At 45.3% G+C, this 17,443-nt stretch carries 14 protein-coding genes; 7 read left to right on the forward strand and 7 right to left on the reverse strand.

All coding sequences use genetic code 11. From position 1 onward, the window contains the following. From J7619_RS13020 to J7619_RS13030, 3 genes are all read right to left on the reverse strand, one after another. A complete protein-coding gene (locus tag J7619_RS13020; protein ID WP_291198830.1) occupies positions 1-2,217 on the reverse strand; it encodes a hypothetical protein in 2,217 nt (738 codons plus the stop codon). Between the two features lie 120 nt (positions 2,218-2,337). Continuing rightward, entirely contained in the window at positions 2,338-3,219 is an 882-nt protein-coding gene (locus tag J7619_RS13025) for a hypothetical protein (protein WP_291198832.1), read from the reverse strand. A 182-nt stretch (positions 3,220-3,401) separates the two neighbouring features. Beyond that, the gene (locus J7619_RS13030) at positions 3,402-4,760 is read right to left on the reverse strand and encodes a Dyp-type peroxidase (protein WP_291198834.1); all 1,359 of its coding nucleotides are present in this window, start codon (positions 4,758-4,760) and stop codon (positions 3,402-3,404) included. A 154-nt stretch (positions 4,761-4,914) separates the two neighbouring features. Between J7619_RS13030 and J7619_RS13035 the strand changes: the two genes are divergently transcribed. After that, positions 4,915-6,879: a histidine kinase gene (locus J7619_RS13035; RefSeq protein ID WP_291198837.1), complete on the forward strand. Its 1,965-nt coding sequence runs from the start codon at positions 4,915-4,917 to the stop codon at positions 6,877-6,879. 8 nt (positions 6,880-6,887) lie between these two features. Here the strand turns inward: J7619_RS13035 and J7619_RS13040 are convergent, their stop codons facing one another. The 3 genes from J7619_RS13040 to tilS form a co-directional block, all read right to left on the reverse strand. Continuing rightward, a complete protein-coding gene (locus J7619_RS13040; RefSeq protein WP_291198839.1) occupies positions 6,888-7,271 on the reverse strand; it encodes a hypothetical protein in 384 nt (127 codons plus the stop codon). Between the two features lie 33 nt (positions 7,272-7,304). Further along, on the reverse strand, positions 7,305-7,946 hold the full coding sequence (locus J7619_RS13045) for a response regulator transcription factor (protein ID WP_291198841.1): 642 nt from the start codon (positions 7,944-7,946) through the stop codon (positions 7,305-7,307). A 419-nt stretch (positions 7,947-8,365) separates the two neighbouring features. Beyond that, the gene (gene tilS / locus J7619_RS13050; RefSeq protein WP_291198843.1) at positions 8,366-9,697 is read right to left on the reverse strand and encodes a tRNA lysidine(34) synthetase TilS; all 1,332 of its coding nucleotides are present in this window, start codon (positions 9,695-9,697) and stop codon (positions 8,366-8,368) included. A gap of 112 nt (positions 9,698-9,809) precedes the next feature. On the opposite strand from tilS, the gene J7619_RS13055 reads away from it, so the two are divergent. From J7619_RS13055 to J7619_RS13070, 4 genes are all read left to right on the forward strand, one after another. Beyond that, on the forward strand, positions 9,810-11,420 hold the full coding sequence (locus J7619_RS13055) for an OstA-like protein (RefSeq protein ID WP_291198846.1): 1,611 nt from the start codon (positions 9,810-9,812) through the stop codon (positions 11,418-11,420). 202 nt (positions 11,421-11,622) lie between these two features. After that, positions 11,623-12,213, forward strand: coding sequence for a T9SS type A sorting domain-containing protein (locus J7619_RS13060; protein WP_291198848.1), 591 nt, complete (start codon positions 11,623-11,625; stop codon positions 12,211-12,213). A 75-nt stretch (positions 12,214-12,288) separates the two neighbouring features. Further along, the gene (locus J7619_RS13065; protein WP_291198850.1) at positions 12,289-13,212 is read left to right on the forward strand and encodes an outer membrane protein assembly factor BamD; all 924 of its coding nucleotides are present in this window, start codon (positions 12,289-12,291) and stop codon (positions 13,210-13,212) included. Between the two features lie 47 nt (positions 13,213-13,259). After that, positions 13,260-13,571 (forward strand): DNA-directed RNA polymerase subunit omega, encoded by a 312-nt coding sequence (locus tag J7619_RS13070; RefSeq protein ID WP_015814652.1) that lies wholly within the window; start codon positions 13,260-13,262, stop codon positions 13,569-13,571. A gap of 234 nt (positions 13,572-13,805) precedes the next feature. On the opposite strand, the gene J7619_RS13075 is transcribed toward J7619_RS13070, so the two are convergent. Further along, positions 13,806-15,044 (reverse strand): IS110 family transposase, encoded by a 1,239-nt coding sequence (locus J7619_RS13075; protein WP_291198856.1) that lies wholly within the window; start codon positions 15,042-15,044, stop codon positions 13,806-13,808. A gap of 107 nt (positions 15,045-15,151) precedes the next feature. Here J7619_RS13075 and coaBC point away from each other — a divergent pair, with 107 nt between their 5' ends. Both coaBC and J7619_RS13085 read left to right on the forward strand, forming a co-directional pair. Continuing rightward, on the forward strand, positions 15,152-16,360 hold the full coding sequence (coaBC, locus tag J7619_RS13080) for a bifunctional phosphopantothenoylcysteine decarboxylase/phosphopantothenate--cysteine ligase CoaBC (RefSeq protein ID WP_291198858.1): 1,209 nt from the start codon (positions 15,152-15,154) through the stop codon (positions 16,358-16,360). Next, entirely contained in the window at positions 16,345-17,271 is a 927-nt protein-coding gene (locus J7619_RS13085; RefSeq protein ID WP_291198860.1) for a DUF4835 family protein, read from the forward strand. Before coaBC ends, J7619_RS13085 begins: the two co-directional genes overlap by 16 nt. Positions 17,272-17,443 lie beyond the last annotated feature (172 nt).

Consider the following 17,443-nt stretch of genomic DNA (forward strand, 5'->3'; position numbering starts at 1 on the left):
TTATTCTTTTAAGAAGTAAGGTCTAAGACGGTCAAATGTGTGGTCGCTTTTTTTGAACCGATTTGCAACCAGGGTATCGATGTAGTTGAACGATGCTTCCGAAAAATACCAGCCCAGTGGCAGTCGATACCCCTGTTCGGTACTTCTATCCAGTTCGACCTGAATGAATTCACATGACAATGAGTCGCTCCCCTTTTCATCGTAGTATTTAAAAACATTCTCGGTAAGTGCGCTCAGCGTAGGGGTTTTCCGATCGGATGCTTTACTGGCCGCACCAAGCGGAAGAAGCGCTTCACTGAGTACAATGGAATGCGTATTCTTCATATCCATCGTCTTGGTTTCCAAGCTGTTTTTGATAAAAATCACAATTGGCTTGAAGCGAATATTCTCCTTTTGATGGATTTTATGGAGATCCTTAAATACCGGTCTTAGTCTTAATATAAGTTGCCATACTGTTTCCAAGCCCGTATTTTCCTTATAACCGCCATCCACTATTTTTCCTATTCGTCCGCCGCCTTCTCCGCATATTAATCCACCGGACGTGATGTAAGGAAACCGTGAACAAAGCGAAGCGACTGTCTTCACAGGAATGTCTTTATTTATTGCTTCAATTACATCCAGTTCATCTGCAAATACATCCGGTTTAGAAATGGATTTCAATGAATCATTTCTCAGCATTGGGAACGAAACGATTGTTTTCTGACCACTTTCCGCCAAAACACCATTAATAAATAATCTTGGTATCCGCATTTTAGCGTCCGCATACAGTCGCAGAAAACCGCGGTTCATCGTGAAACTGTTGGTGTTGGCAGAAAAGGATTTACTCCATGCGTCTTCCAGCTGCCGTGTGCGGTTAAAACCCTCAATTCCCACCGGGAGAATATTTTGCAAATTGTCCTGAAAAAGAAACCCAGCCAGTAAATCTGAAAGGAAATCGGCCTTCACAGCTTTATGAAAAGCCGCTTCATTGGCGTCAATTTTGCGGTCTCGCTTTAATTGGTCGTATAAGTATGAGATATAGAAGCTCGCGCCAACCCCACCTCCCGACACACCGCTGATACCATAAATGGACTTATACATACCGGGAAAACGTTTTTCCAAGTTTGCCAAAATCAAAGCCGTCCAGATGAGGGCTCTGATTCCTCCTCCCTCCGCAGCCACAAAAATGACCGGAATCTCCCGCACGAAAGACTCATTCACAACAGTTTTCCGGTGGACAAGAATACTATCCTCGCGCAACCGAATTCCCACAATTGCCGAATCCGTTAAATCTACCGGCACGCAGCACGGACGTCCCAGGCGTGGAAAGTAAATTGCCAGCGAGTCTGATTTTACGCTATCCTTCAATTCCAGTTTTTGAGCAGCACCTCGCAATGCGATAAGTTGCTCGGCCCAACTGCGAAAGTCACTTTCCAACGTTAACCTCGTCGATTTCATAGGGAGCGTTCTGATTTTGGTATTGTCGTTAACGATACCACAGACGACAATCAACGCAGCGAAGTAGAGAATGAATGGTCGCCGGCCCGGCAGGTTAAAGTACATTACCAAAGAGAAAATCAGACTCAGAAACGAAAGTCCGAAAATCATAACTGCAAAGGGCCCAACCGTGGTAGCGAAACCCGTCTCCACGGATGTAACCGAAAGAATGAACAACAAAAATATATACCCCAAAAAACCGTAGAACATCGCTCGAAACCCCCTGAAATACAGCAGAGAACCCAGTGTCTTTTTTTCCGGCGATATTTCGTCAAACCACCTGACGTTAATGACCTGTTTTTCAAGTACAACAACCAGTTCCTCCTGAATGATCGCCAAAATGAATACGGTAACAAACAGTATCAGCAAAAACCAGATGCTCGAACCCGAGTAAAGACTGGTTTTAAAAAGCAATGAAACAAATGGAACTATTCCCAGAATGCGGGGAATGGCAACAATCCAGAATTTCACCCCCTCTCTGTAATGTTTGAGAAAGCGCTGGTCGCTCGAAATTTCTTTCAACTGCAACACAAAAAATGAGCAAAACCACAGCGATACTCCGAAAGAAATTAAGGCAAATATTGTCCAGGCCCAGTACTTTTTATTGATCAATACCTCCTCGACAATATCTATCCCCTGCGGATTATTGAACAAAATAAAAAAGTACAACAGAAGAATAACCAGCAGCAGGGATACATGCCGGGCTACCGTCCAAAGCGTTGAAAGTATCTGATCAAGCAAATCAGCACTCACGTTGATCCGTACAGTTCCTAAAATCCTGATCAGGATTTTTTCAAAAAACCATGTCATAGTCGAACAGGGTTGAACAGATTGTACTATTTCCTATATACGTTAAGTTCATCAGAACCTGATTTCACTCCCAATGCTAATCCTGGGAATTATTTTATCGGAAGTATCATAAATCTTCTTCAATGAATGCCGCATAACTACACCACTGATGTCTATGAACAGATTAAGCGGCTTTTTACCGGGATCTGTTGCCAGAACGAACTTCGTCCCGATATTCAGAAAATTCGTAAATCCGTTGGATAATGAAGCTGCATGTTTAATCAGCGGCTCTCGGTTTGTGAGCCCGATCACGTGGTTCAGGTCAGCATAGAAACTGAGCAGATTTTTGAACGGGATAACCTGCACGCCATATTTCAAATGACCAAACGCCGAACTGAATTTGGTTGTATCAGCTACACCGTTGTCGATGGTAACACCATATAAGTTTTTACCCAGGTAATTGGCGCTCACGTAGGCACAAATCCAATGAGATTCTTCCTGCTCATCGCCATTGGCTCTTTTGAAGTTTCGAATCGCAAATTCTGGCAAGTAATTGAAACTCATTGATATTCCATAGGTACTTGTTTCTGTAAAAAACATTTTCGTATAGCTGGTCTGCTTCGCTGACACGCCGGACGTAAATAGTTTTACGTCGCCGTAAATACCGGTTTTTGAATTGAAATTCGTCACGCCGGTTATTTCCATTTTAGGCAGAACAACGTCATCACTTAGCAAGTCGGTAAAAGCAGGTAGGCCGTTAATCTCATTAATTGATGTCGGTTCCGATACATCTGCATTCGACTCAGCCTCCGCGTTGGCCCGCGCGTCCTCCAGTGGGGAAGAACTGGCAGGAGCCGGTACAACTGGAACTGCCGCGACTGCCGCGATTCCCGCCACCTTTAATTGGTTAAGCCTTTTATCAACCTTTTTCTTATACTCTTTTTCATAATACAATTGATTGAATTCCTGCATTTTTTGCCCAAGTACGTTTTTTAGCGAAAAGATCAGTAATGAGAGTAAGATTATAGTTTTCATTGGAGTTGTCGAATAAACTGTGAGTTAAAAATCAGGCAACAGAAGTCACCCGCACCGAACATTGTCCGGTGCTTACTGACAAACTTGGCGTGAAACTGAGGTTAGAGCTCGTCTATTTCCTGTAAAAACCGCATACTTGGAGCGAAGAAATATTCGCCGCCTTTCATTTGGACAAATTGACCGAACGTAGCCGGTCTCATGGAAGTAGGATCACCCCATTTTATCGGATATTCCTGCCCTCCCTGCCCGATAATGAGGTCAAGCCCGGTGTTGGGTTTAGAGAAATTGCTATTATTAGCCCAATTCTTTTGAATGAACTCGAACTGGTCGACAATGCTTGCCTGGTAACTCATAAAAAGCAAGCCAACATCCCCCTCTGGCTTGTTGTCGATCAAGCCATCTTCGGGGTCATCATTTCGGATACCAAACGGGATACCGCGTCTTGCCATTCTTCTTTTTGCCGCTTCTCCTTTTGGCAAATCAGATCGTGGGTTTGTTTTGCGAATATGCGCGTGAAAGGGGCATTTAGATGCATCTTCACTGTCATAGTCAAAATTGTTGAAAACGGCGCTATTGGGCATTTGCCCCTCCTCATGAACAACCTGCACGGGCGAGCCATCTTCAAAGCGTCCGATTACCTGTGCCCCAATTCTTTCCTCCTCCTCACCCTCCAAACCGAGTTGTACAGCCAATGCTGCTTCCGCCAGCTTAAACCCTTTCACATTTTGCTCCAACTTGCGAAAAACAAAGTAGCTTCCCATTGCATTAGGATCGCCGGTTATGAGCGGGTCGGGAACGAGTACCAGTTCCGGTTTGGCACGCGGATCGAAAACGATATCCTTCGATTCGTCAATTATGCTGTTGTTCAGCTTATATTTTTCCCATTCATCCTGAAAGAACAGGGGTTGCGAAACGCCATCCACGTAGCCAAAATGCTCGATACCGGCTCCTTTGCCGTTGAATACGGCATGCCCTTTGACAACGCTCGTAACCTTTGTACAAAACATAATCGACTTTTGAATTTCCACCGTTACAGAGCGTACTCTATCTTCCGAGGTATCAGCCAACAGCAGCATAAAATGCGGTTTTTGTAGTCCCTCATCCCACATAGCCAAAGGCGGATCATTCAAATTAGCGTTAGCCATTCCATCTTTAAATGAGTCATCGCCAAAAAGGTCGGCACGTTCCTGACCAAATAAGTACTTGTATCCCGCCGCACTGATATGAAAGCATCCGAAAGGGCCGCTATCTTCTCCTTCTTTTCTGAACTTTTCAATACTGAGAATTTGCTGTGCACCCGAGGATATAATCGGGTTCTTGCCCTCGGTAAGGCTCCTGATCCAGGCTTTAACTTCCGATTGCTTTTCAGGCTCACCGGTGATAAAAAGATTGGCTGTATGATGTCTTCCATGTGCTTTAAGAATATTTCCCTGAATACCTTTAAGCATCTCGTTTCTCATAGGGTGTTTACTACTAAGCATAGCGAATGTTCGGGTTTAATGATGAATCAAAATTCACTCTAATCATTGTACGGTAAAATCCTTGTTAATTAGGATTTTACATCCTAAAATTTTAGGATATTTACTTTATCAACCCTCTCTAAAGCCTTCTGCCATGCACCAAGTTTTACTGTTGCTATTGCTATCCGCTTTTCATAGCTCCGCCGGAGTAATGGATAAAGAACGCCTAAGCTCCAAATCCCTCCGAATCAAGCTACCTGCAAGTAATACAAGCGACAGCTTGAAATGCCTTGATTTAAAGAACAAAATGAGGCTTTACACGGATAAAAATATCGATTCTGCCTTTGTGTTCGCGGCAAAGTTGATTCAACTTTGTCAGCGCGCAGCTTTGAAAAAAGAATTAGCCTACGCACTACAATATACGGGATATCTGTATCAGGTTCGTGGCGACTATCATCAGAGCATCAGATATTATTTCAAGGCCCTCATTGCAGCCGAAAAGGAAATGCAGTTTGCCAAAATTGCGGGAGCACATCGCGGACTGGCCCACGCCTACACAAGTCTAAAGGAATATAAAAAAGCTGATACTCATTGCCGTTTGGGGCTAAGCGCATTACAGAAAGAACCGGATACGTATATTCACCTGGGTATTTTAAACGTACAAGGCTCTATTTTCAGAGAACAGAGAAAGCTAAAAGATGCATTGAAAGCAAATATTGCAATGTACACACTGGCAAAACAACAGAATGAAGGCTGGTATGAAGCTCAGGGTTTACACGCGGTGGGATGGGTTTACAATGAAATGGGTGACCGGCTAAAAGCACTTGATCATTACCAAAAAGCACTCGTGCGCTCCGAAAAAATCGGCAGTACAGATCTGCAATGCAGCATTCTTCTCAATATATCCGAAACGTACTTTCGGGCGAAGCAAACGCAGTTAGCTTTGGCGAACTGCATACTGGCAAAACAACGTGCGGAAAAAACTAACAACAGCAGCATTATCGCAGAGGCTAACGAAAAGCTTTCAAAAATCTATAAGTCAAATCACCAATATGCAAAGGCGCTTGATGCTTACGCTCGTTTTGTTACATTAAGGGATAGTCTGTCACAAGAGAAAACCGACCATCGTATCGAAAGCTTACAAGCACAATACGATAATGTGAATAAAACCATTGCATACCAACGTCAGCAAGTACGGCTACTCGATGAACAAAACAAGGGCCAGAAACTTGCTCAGGATCGCAATGTGCTGGCAGCCGGAATATTTTTCGTATTACTGGCCGCATTTCTGTTGTTCTGGAATAACAGGAAACTGCAAGCCAAAAACGTCCAGATTAATGCACAACGCCAGTTACTTGAGCATGCTCAGTCACAGCTTTCGGACATGAACAGGACTTTGGAAACCAAGGTTACGGAGCGAACGGAAGCACTATCAAAAGCAAACAAGGAGCTCGTACGGAAGAACAAGGAGATCAGATATGCAATGTTCAAGGGACAAACCATTGAAAGAAAAAGGGTAGCGCTGGAACTGCATGATAATTTAAGCGGCCTATTGAGCGCAGTCAATATGAGTATGCAGGCTATCAATCCAAAAAATCTCACTGATCCCGAACAGAACGTCTATAATAATGTTAGGCAAATGCTCCGAAGCGCCTATACCGAAGTCCGGAATATATCTCATAATATTTTACCTACTGAACTTGAACGAGATGGTTTGGTCATCACCGTTAGCAATCTGATGTCGAAAATAAACCAAAGCAGCAGTCTTCATTTGTCCATGACAGTTGAAAAGCTGGATGTGCGCTTACCCATCGAGATAGAATTCAATCTTTACAGCATTATCTTCGAACTGATCAATAACACGATAAGACACGCAAATGCAACCACTTTTTGCCTTGCTTTGATCAAGACCACATCTGGCGTAGAGCTTACGGTGACAGATGATGGGGTTGGTCTCGATATCGATACGCGGAAGCGTGGTCGAGGGCTCCAAAACATTCACACAAGATTGGAGTCCCTGGGAGGAGTATTTGAACTCGTTACTCCCACTGTCCGGGGCACCTGTATACTCATAAAAATTCCCGTTGATACGTCTATCAACGGGAATCTTGCGACTTAATCGTGCAATTACATTTTCGGTTTAGGAGGCCCCGACGGGTTCATATCTTTATCGGGTATAGTTAATGCTTCCATTTCCTCCCAAGGTTCCAACAGTGGGTCAACAGTTCTCAACGTATGTTCCACTCTCCTAAAACCCGTTTGGTTAAAAGCGGCAATAAGGTGCACGTATCTGAACTTAACAGGATCGGGATTCCCATTTTGATCATTGAGATAAAAGTACAATGGCTCCAAGCCAGGTCTAACTTCAAAGTTTTCGTCGAGGAATCTCATTACAAGGACTTCTTCATTGGGCTCACCAGTGATAGGACCGGTTGGAGAATCCGGCGTACCTTTTTGAAACTCAATTTGCATGCGGCCTTCTATCCGCACATACTTGATTACGTCTGCCATTTTGATTTTGAGGGATTAGAGTTATACATATGATTAAACTAGATTTTTCTGAATGGCATACTTCACCAAACCGACGGTAGTCTGCACAGCAAGTTTTTGCATCAGGTGCTTTCGATGTGTCTCCACAGTAGTTGAGCTGATGAATAGTTTTTCGGCGATCTGCGTTCCGGAATACTCCTGAACAATTAATCTGAGCACGTCAAGCTCTCGAGGAGTCAGTGTATTTTTACCTATGTTGTCAATTTCCGGCTTGAAGTCAATTGAATTATCCTTAGCTAACTGCAACAAGACCGGCTGCGTATAACCCTTATGCCCTCTGTAAATTAATCGAAGCGCCTTCTCCAATTCCTCCCGCTCTGCATTTTTTAAAACGTATCCGTCAGCTCCGGCCCTAATAGCTTCTTTAATTGACTCCGGCTCATCAGCTACCGTCAAGAGACAAATTTTGACATGCGGGAAAAGTCTGCGCACTTGCAACGTTAGTTCGATCCCCCCCATCACCTCCATTTGCAGATCAGACAATACAATATCAACCATCGGATCTAACTCCAGCGCTACTAATACCTCCTTTCCATCATGGTGTTTGGAAACGACTTCAATTCCATCGATACTTTCCAAAAGGAGAGATAAAGCGTCGACAACCATTTTATGATCGTCACATATTACGATGCGCATGTTACCGGATTAATCGTTGCTGAGATTTCGAAAACACGAATTTCAACCATATTTGCCTGGTACAAATTTGGCGCCTGAGGACGGGGATTGAAATACCAGACTTTTATGATTTTATATCCTAGAATTTAAGGATACAAAATCATTATTCGTCACTATTCCCATTCATGTTTTATAACTAAGTCAAAAACTTACTAATCGGTCGAAAACAATACCGATTATAAACGCAGAGAAAGCTATTCAAACTCCGGTCAAGCGATTCTTTTCAGTTCTTCCAATGATTTGTTCACGCGCCGACTTATGACCAATATCATTTTTCCAATCAAATTACCTCACGTTCTTGCACTCGATAGAACTAACCGAATATTAGGATAGAAATTCGTGGAAAATGGTCAGATTCTTAATCTGGCCATTTTTGATTCTTAGCTATTGAGAGAAATCACTAATATGTTTCCTGTGGTAGCAGTTATTTTGAACCGCTCGTCGGCGCGGATTCCTACCACCCAGATAATTTCGCCGTCACCATTGAGCAGCACGGTCGTTTTTTCCTTTTCAAAAAGATCGATTTTGCTGTCGATCAGTAAATCACTTACTTTTTTACGCTTCCCACCCATTCCAAATGGATGAAAGATGTCCCCTTGTTGCCACCTCCTTAGTGTCAGCGGAAAGGTGAGCAAATCCGGATCGACTGCGATCGTCGAGCTGTCGAAACGAATGGGACTTTCGGTCGGCAATAAACGCAGACTCAGCTCCGCCCCATACCAATCCAATGTTACGCCCGGCTTTTCGATGATCAGCATCTCGGAACCTGCACTTTGAATGGATACCTTCACTATGAGGTCCTCTCTGTCAACAAGCAACACGTGTGTTTGGGAAAAAAAACGCTTCCCCGGGGTTCCTTTGAGCGAGGCTACGATATGATGCAGCTGGCTGTATTGAAAACCGAAGTCCTGTAAAATGAACCACAGCCGATAAGTCGGCTCCGCATCGTCCAATATATCGGCAATCCGGATGCGAATAGTGCCGGCTTCATCGCGCACAACTTGCGTCTTCCATTGTTGTAAATGCCTTTCAAGTAGTGCATTCGCAGCCCGGAGCCGCTCGGAAGAAACATTGAAAGTACTTTCGAGCGAGGGGTTCAACTCGGATAGTACAGGGATTACGTGATGACGGATTTTATTCCTGTAATAATCGTCCGTTTCATTGGTCCGGTCTTCACGCCATTGAATGCCGTTTTCCGTTGCATACCGGTCGACTTCTGCACGGTTGGAGCGTATCAGAGGACGGATCAGATGACCATTGACCGGTGCAATGCCTGTCAATCCGGCCAGGCCGGTTCCCCGCACCAGATTAAGGAGCAAAGTTTCCAGTGAATCGTTCGCATGATGCGCGGTAGCGACCCATTGATATCCGGATTCTTTTCTGACTTTTTCGAACCATTCGTATCGCAATTCACGGGCTGCCATCTGGGTAGAAACAGCCGCACTTTTTACGAAACTTTTGACGTCGGGGCGCGTCACAAAAAAAGGAAAATTGTACCTGATGGCAAGTTCACGCACAAATGCCTCGTCGCCATCCGATTCTTCCCCTCTCAATCCGAAATTACAATGCGCAATGGCGGCCGGAAGTCCAAGATTATGAAATAAATGAGCCATTACGACAGAATCGATCCCCCCGCTCACGGCGAGCAAAGTCGGTTGCTGTTTCAGATCCGGCGTGTGTTGGTTAATAAAAGTTAAAAACGAATCCAACATGAACCTGCGAATCGTATTTGGTGTAATTTTGAATAAATGAGAATCGATTTATCTCTTCGTCCGGATGGTAACGGAACGTGATCCAGCCAAAGGTAAGAGAAAGAAAAGCAACATGAGCAAAAAAAATAGTGCAGTAATCTGCAACCCTTTTAAACTTTTCGGCGTCATCAATATCGAAAGAAATATATTTCAACTAACGTTCTTTGCCTTACTGATTTTTTCGCCTTATCTGTTCGCACAGAAAGCATTACCGCAACCACAGCCTCTTCCCAATGAGAACCTGGTCGAGATCCTGAAATCGGACGAGCTGGAAATTATCAATCTGCCTGGCGACGATTCGAGACGGGTCACCAACGGTGTTTTCAGACACAAGGGCGCACTTTTGTACAGCAACCTTGCTATCCAGCACATCAACTCCAATATGATCGAGGCATTTGGCAATGTCAGAATCGTGCAGGGGGACACTATTACCGTGACGGGAGATACGCTCTATTATTATGGCAATACCCGTCTGGCAATCGTGAGTGGAAAGAAAACCGTGCTGAAAGACACCAAAAAAACACTTACAACACGGAAGATTGAATACGACATGGCCAACGGAATGGCTTACTACAAGCTGCCGGGCCGGACTGTTGATGAAGAGAATGTGCTCACCAGCCAGGAGGGGGTCTACAATACGAGCACCAAGGAGTTCACATATTACAAAAACGTGAAGCTGGTGAACAAAAAATACACGCTCACGACCGACACGCTGCTCTACAACTCGCTCACGAAATGGTCATATTTTAATGGCAAGACCAAAATCGTGAACAAGGATGGTACCGTTGTCGGCACCAAGGGACAATACAATACGGAGTCAACCCAGTCAGCATTTCATACGCGTACGACTGTCGACAACGAAACGTATACGCTCACCGCCGATTCGCTGGTGGTCGATGGAAAATCCAATGACGGCAAGGGAAAAGGGAATGTGGTAATCGTCGCCAAAAAAGACAAAACGGTTTTGAATGGGGACGAGGGATATTACTGGAAAACAAAAGGTTATTCCAAAATTTTTGGTCATGCCTATGTAAGAAATGTAGTATCAAACGACACACTCTACATTCGCGCCGACACGCTCTACTCGTTCGAGAACTCACGTGACAGCACGCGAAAACTGATCGGAGACCGTAACGTATTCATCTACAAATCCGATTTCCAGGGAAAATGTGACTCGATCACCTATGACACAGCCGACTCGATCATCCGTTTTTTCCGCAAACCGATTCTCTGGAGTGACCAGCATTACCAGATGGAAGCCGATTCGATCACCGCATTCCTGGTCAGCAATGAGATCAACAGAATGCTCCTTAAGGGGAAGTCTTTCGTCATTACGGAAGACACGCTTGTGAAGCAATTCAACCAGGTGAAAGGACGCACGATCAATGCCTATTTTCAGACAGGGAACAAGTTGAAACAGGTGCTGGTAGACGGCAACGGGGAAAGTGCCTACTATGCGATAGATGATAAGCAGAAAAATATCGGTCTGAACAGGGTCGAATGCGGGAGAATGAACCTGCTTTTCGAGGACAATCGTATCCAGCGGATCGCGTTCATCGGAAAACCGGATGGGAAGTTAATTCCTCCTTCCAAAATAAAACCCGCTGAGAGGCAACTGGACGGCTTTAACTGGCGTATTGCCGAGAAGCCGACGAAAGCCAAGACGACCTGGCAGGAAAAATGAGTTTTATCAGAAATTGTGACGGTATTAGCTGTCGGCACGATTTTTTACCATACAAAAATAAAGTTACCCATTCGCACAATATATTTTGAATATACAATTATTTCTCTATATTTTTGTTGCGTACTTTTCAGCTAAAAACACATAACGCATTAGTAAAAAGTATCCGATTGCAGCTATGAAAAGAACTATACGTTTTATATATATGATTTTAGCCTTGGCCCTGAGTATTCACGGGTTACAGGCCCAAAGCGTGTCGGGGGGGAGCCGCCTGAATATGGTCGGCAAAAAGAAGGCCCCCGCATCCCAGAGCATCAATTTCTCAAACTTTTCAAACGGTGTCAGCTACAAACCGCTGACTTTGCAAAATCCAAAAGCGCTGAATAGATTCTACACTTCGTTTCTTTTTGCATCCACGAGCACTGCAGATAACAATACACTGGCTGTCGAAGTCGCCGAAAAGGGCAGTGAAAAGAAATCTCCCGCTTTGGAAGCGCAGCTAAGAGCAGAAGAACTACTGTTTGTCAATGACAAGATTTCGGTTTCCAATGTATACCCTAACCCTGCGAGCGAATACGCTGAGATAGATTTCACGATCAATCCGGGCCTGCGTGACGCGAAACTGACTTTTTATAACGTACTCGGTTCACAAATCCAGGAGTTCACACTCAACAAGAACGAACGCAAGTTGCGCGTAAATACGAGGGACATGGCTACCGGCCTCTACTTCTATCAGTTGTCGGTCGATGGCAAAAAAGTGGCAACCAAAAAAATGCTCGTTCGCCATCAGCAATAGGCTAATCTTTAACACTATATCAGCTACGCATTCGTTATGGATGGTGTAGCTTTTTTTATTACCTTTGCAGTTAATATGCGAAAAAACAGTCCGGCAAGCTATTTCTTGCTATTCATTGCAATCCTTGTTGTTACTTCCTGCAGTAAGTTCTCCAAGTTACAGAAGACAGGTACAGATCAGCAGAAATACGATGCTGCCATGGCCTATTACAAAAAGGCGGACTATTACCGCGCAGGACTGCTGTTTGAGGAGTTGATCCCTTTGCTCAAAGGAAGTACCGAATCCGAGCTCGCGCAGTTCTATTACGCTTACTCACAATACCACCAGGGCCAGTACAACACCAGCCAGTTTCTCTTTAAGAAATTTTACGATACCTACGCACGTAGCGACTATGCGCAGGAATCGTTGTATATGCATGCATTTTCGTTGTACAAGGATTCTTCGCCGTACAACCTCGATCAGACGAGCACTTTCACGGCCATCTCGGCTATGCAGGACTTCATCAACACCTATCCTGATAGCCCGTTCCGTGAAGAATGTACCCGTTATATCCTTGAACTAAGGTCCAAACTTGAACGAAAAGCTTACGAGCGCGCGAGGCTGTATCACAAGATCAGCGACTTTAACCCGATGTCGCTTAAATCGGCGGTTATTTCAATTGAAAACTTCCGCAAAGACTTCCCCGACTCGCAGTACAACGAAGAGCTGGCGTTCCTGAAAGTAGAATCCCAGTACAACCTGGCTTCTAACAGTTTCAGTGACAAGCAGAAAGAAAGATTCCAGGATGTTGTCAAGTTCTACCAGGAGCTTGTCGACAAATATCCGACCGGCAGGTATAACCGCGACGCCGAAAGGATGTACGATGACAGCCAGAAGCAGATCGAAACGATCGCCAAGGTAGAAGCGGAACGTCAGAAACTCAAAGAAGCTCAACCTGACCCGGCTACCAAACCGGCCAAGGTTACCACGCCGGCTGTTAATACACCGAACGGTCAATAGCAGGCACCATTTATATTGTTTTAAAAATTTAACTATATCAGACCATTATGGCAACGAATCCATCGATCATTACCCGTGATACAGACAAGATAGCGGCGGTAACAGGTAACCTGTATGAATCCGTATCGGTCATTTCCAAAAGGGCTCGCCAGATTTCCAGCAAAATGAAAGAAGAGCTGAACAACAAACTGGCTGAATTTGCTTCCGGCGTTGATAACCTCGAAGAAGTGTTTGAAAACAGAGAGCAAATCGAAATTTCGAAATTCTACGAGCGTATGCCTAAGGCAGGAAGCATTGCAATCGATGAGTTCATCGAAGGCAAAACTTACCACAGCTACCGCGACGCAAGCGAAGAATAATACAATTGCATTTCCCAAAGCCCGCCATGAATCTGATTGATGGCGGGCTTTTTTTTCTGAAAGTCTCTTCTAAACCCGCTTGGACAGAGTAATCCCATGATCTCAGATCGGTCTAAGCCACTTTCTCTTAGAGAAAAATTTTTTCTACGTGCTCCTGGCGACAGCTGTGGGTGCTTAGCGTCTGTTATCAGTTTTGTTAACGGGGTATAGTCCACCAAAAAAAGCCTCGACCTTTCATTGGGACGCTAATATTTTCAATTTCCTGACGCGGTTTTCCAGCCGTTGAATTTCGGCCTTCCGCCTTTCGATCAGGATTTCCGCTCTCATTGCTGGTTCCTTGTAAGGTAATTTATCCCGAAGGATATGGTATGATGCTGTCAGTATGTGGTGGGCAATCGCCATTGCCGCTTTCTTCTTTCCCCGTCTTTGGGTGAGCTTGTGGTATTTGAATGACAGATAGGTGTTCATCGTGTGACTGGCAGCCCAAGATGCTTCGATCAATGTGGTTTTCAAATAAGTGTTACCATGGGTTGTCCTTGCCGATCTTACCTTTCCTGCACTCTCGTTATTGCCCGGGCATACCCCGGCCCAGGAAGCCAGGTGTTTGTCGGAAGTAAACTGGGACATGTCAATACCGATCTCCGAAACGATACCAATAGCCGATTGCCTGGACACACCTGGAATGGTTTGCAATAATGCCAGCTCATCCTGCTTGCCGGTCAGGCAAAGTTCAATCTGCTGGTCGAGTTGGGCGATGAGCTTGTCCAAAGCCCCCATTGTTTCTGTGAGTAACTTTAACATAAAGCGGTGGCGATCAGTGAAGTGCCCATAAAGTGCCTGCTGCAAAGCCTGCTTTTTGTTTACCAGTGAACCTTTGGCCTGATTTGATAGCACGATAGGATCGGTAACACCGTCCAGCAGCAGGTCTATTATCCCCTGACCGGTTTTGGAAAAAACGTCGCTGACCACGCTGCCGAGCTTGATGTTGGCATCCGCTCGGCGGTCCGACTCTAAGATATTTTGTAACCGGTTCTTTTCCCTGCTGCGCTCATTGACCAGCTTTTTACGGTGTCGTAGTAACGTTCTTAACTCCCGTACCCATCCTTCCGGGATAAAACTGTGCCGTAAAAGACCGCTCAAAAGCAGCTTGGCAATCCATTCGGAATCCTTTTTGTCAGTTTTATGACCGGGAACGTTCTTGATGTGACGGGCATTGACCAGGATAATCTCGAAGCCGTTTTCCAAAACGTAATACACCGGCCGCCAATAAACACCTGTGCTCTCCATTGCGATATGCGTAATCTGAACAGATTTAAGCCAGTCAAATAAAGCTTCCAGGTCCTTGGTGAAAGTAGCAAAAGTGCGGGTCTCTTCCTGAATGCCTGTCCCTTTGATCGAAGCAACTACTGTATCTTTGTGTACGTCCAGGCCACAGCCTCGGGCTATGAGCTGGGGGAATTCTATTACTGCCATGTCGTTTGATAGATTGGTCTCTAATTAAAACGACTTTCATGCGCGTGGGTGAATTCCCCCAATTCATAATTGTTTTGTTTTAACTTTACAATCAAATCTTTGTAAAATTGAATCTGAAAGGTAAAAAAATACTGCTGGGCATTTCGGGTAGTATTGCCGCTTACAAATCTGCATTGCTCGTACGACTGCTTGTGAAAGCGGAGGCGGAGGTTCGCGTGGTAATGACCCAATCTGCGACGGCGTTTATCACGCCGCTGACGTTGTCGACCCTTTCCAAAAATCCCGTTCTTACGTCTTTTACCAAAAATGAAACGGGTGAATGGAATAACCACGTCGAACTTGGACTCTGGGCCGACCTGATTGTTATCGCTCCTGCCACAGCAAAAACGCTCTCCAAATGCGCCAGCGGCCATTGCGACGACCTGCTCACGACCATTTACCTTTCGGCCCGGTGCCCTGTGTTCTTTGCCCCTGCCATGGATGTGGACATGTTCAAGCATCCTTCCACCCAGCATAATATTGAAAGGCTGGTCAGTTATGGGAACATATTCATTTCTCCTGAACACGGGGAGCTGGCCAGCGGACTGGTCGGTGACGGACGATTGGCAGAGCCGGAAAATATCATCAAAGTCCTCGACGCGCATTTCTCACAACGGCCTGCTGCCCGCTCCAAACGCGTCCTGATTACCGCCGGCCCGACGGTCGAACCGCTCGATCCGGTACGGTTCATCAGCAACCGCTCGTCGGGCAAAATGGGATACGCCATCGCGGAAGCGTTTGCGGCCGCAGGCGCGTATGTAACGCTTGTAAGCGGGCCCACCCACCTGAAAGCGTCTAATTCCAATATCCGGACAATTCCTGTCGAAACTGCCAGCCAGATGTTCAATGCAGCAAAGGAGAACTTCGAAGCTCATGATCTGATTATTTTCGCCGCGGCAGTAGCCGATTATACACCACGCCATGTCGCAGATCAGAAAATCAAAAAGCAGGGTGATAGTATGACGCTGGACCTGGCCAAAACAACCGATATCGCAGGCACCTTGGGTGCAATGAAACGACCAGGGCAAACGATCATCGGCTTTGCGCTCGAAACAGAGAATGAACTAAACCATGCCGAGGATAAACTTGTGCGAAAAAATTTCGACTACATTGTTTTAAATTCGCTGAAAGATCCCGGGGCCGGTTTTGCACACGATACCAACAAAATAACCGTTATTGACAAGGACAAAAATGTGCAGCAGTTCGACCTTAAATCCAAAGAAGAGGTCGCACAGGACATTCTTAATATCGTACTAGCCAAATGGAGCGAAGCATAAAACTACTGATCCTGACTATCCCACTCCTTTTAGGGGCGCTCGTGCAACGTGCGTATGCGCAGGAATTTCAGTTTACCGTCAATCTCAACTACGAACAACTGGTAGCCCAGCAAAAGACCGACCCGCAATCGATGAGCCAGTTGCAGACCTACATGAATGATTTTCTGAACAACACACGTTGGACCAACGACCAGTTTGCGAAGGAAGAGAAGATCAAATGCAAGCTCAATGTGAACCTCACCCGCTCGCTGGCGCAGGGAAATTACGAGGGCAATGCACAACTGATAGTCTCCCGCCCGGTTTATGGCTCGACCTATGAAACCGTGCTGTTCACCTACGTGGATAAAAATTTCACATTTACCTACCTGCCCAGCACTCAGTTGTATTTTAACGAAAACAGCTATACAGAAGAGCTTCCGTACATTCTGGCATTTTATGCCAACATCGCGCTGATTTTCGACTACGATTCTTTCAGCAAAATGGGCGGGTCACCTTATGTACAGAAGGCCTTCAACCTGGTGAACCTGGCTAGAAACTCCTCCCCCAACAAACGTGGCTGGGACTCGAATGGTGATACTAAAAACCGCTATTGGTTGATCGAGAATCTTCAAAGTCAACAATTTACCCCCTTCCGAGAGGGAATGTACAAATACTATCGCCAGGGCCTCGACGTTGCCACTCAGAATCCGGCTGAGACTCGCGCGAAAGTGCTTGAATTCCTGAACACCATTAAAGAAGTGAACCAACTTCGCCCAGCGAGTGTGGTGGTCAATTCATTTTTTGATGCTAAATCAGACGAGTTGTATAAAATAATGATCGAAGGATTACCGGAACAACGCACACAGGCCTACTCTTTGCTGGTTAATCTCGACCCTTCGAAAACCCAGCTGTACCAGAAGCTATCTATGTAGCAGAACAATTCGATGAGTAAACGATTGATACGGGTTACGCCCGGTGAGATAAAAAGCAAACAGGGCATTTTAGAAAAACAGCCGCTCAATGCCATCCTTTTTAATGGCAATACCATTTTCGGCAGATTAGTATCCGTTGGCGCCTCAGAGCTCGTATTGAAAGATACCCGTG

Source organism: Dyadobacter sp., assembly GCF_017744695.1.
Classification (GTDB): domain Bacteria; phylum Bacteroidota; class Bacteroidia; order Cytophagales; family Spirosomataceae; genus Dyadobacter.

Coding starts and splice junctions, on each gene's coding strand:
- J7619_RS13030 (WP_291198834.1), bottom strand. CDS start 4,760: ATGAGAAACGAGATGCTTAAAGGTATTCAGGGAAATATTCTTAAAGCA.
- J7619_RS13035 (WP_291198837.1), top strand. CDS start 4,915: ATGCACCAAGTTTTACTGTTGCTATTGCTATCCGCTTTTCATAGCTCC.
- J7619_RS13040 (WP_291198839.1), bottom strand. CDS start 7,271: ATGGCAGACGTAATCAAGTATGTGCGGATAGAAGGCCGCATGCAAATT.
- J7619_RS13045 (WP_291198841.1), bottom strand. CDS start 7,946: ATGCGCATCGTAATATGTGACGATCATAAAATGGTTGTCGACGCTTTA.
- tilS (WP_291198843.1), bottom strand. CDS start 9,697: ATGTTGGATTCGTTTTTAACTTTTATTAACCAACACACGCCGGATCTG.
- J7619_RS13055 (WP_291198846.1), top strand. CDS start 9,810: ATGAGCAAAAAAAATAGTGCAGTAATCTGCAACCCTTTTAAACTTTTC.
- J7619_RS13060 (WP_291198848.1), top strand. CDS start 11,623: ATGATTTTAGCCTTGGCCCTGAGTATTCACGGGTTACAGGCCCAAAGC.
- J7619_RS13065 (WP_291198850.1), top strand. CDS start 12,289: ATGCGAAAAAACAGTCCGGCAAGCTATTTCTTGCTATTCATTGCAATC.
- J7619_RS13070 (WP_015814652.1), top strand. CDS start 13,260: ATGGCAACGAATCCATCGATCATTACCCGTGATACAGACAAGATAGCG.
- J7619_RS13075 (WP_291198856.1), bottom strand. CDS start 15,044: ATGGCAGTAATAGAATTCCCCCAGCTCATAGCCCGAGGCTGTGGCCTG.
- J7619_RS13085 (WP_291198860.1), top strand. CDS start 16,345: ATGGAGCGAAGCATAAAACTACTGATCCTGACTATCCCACTCCTTTTA.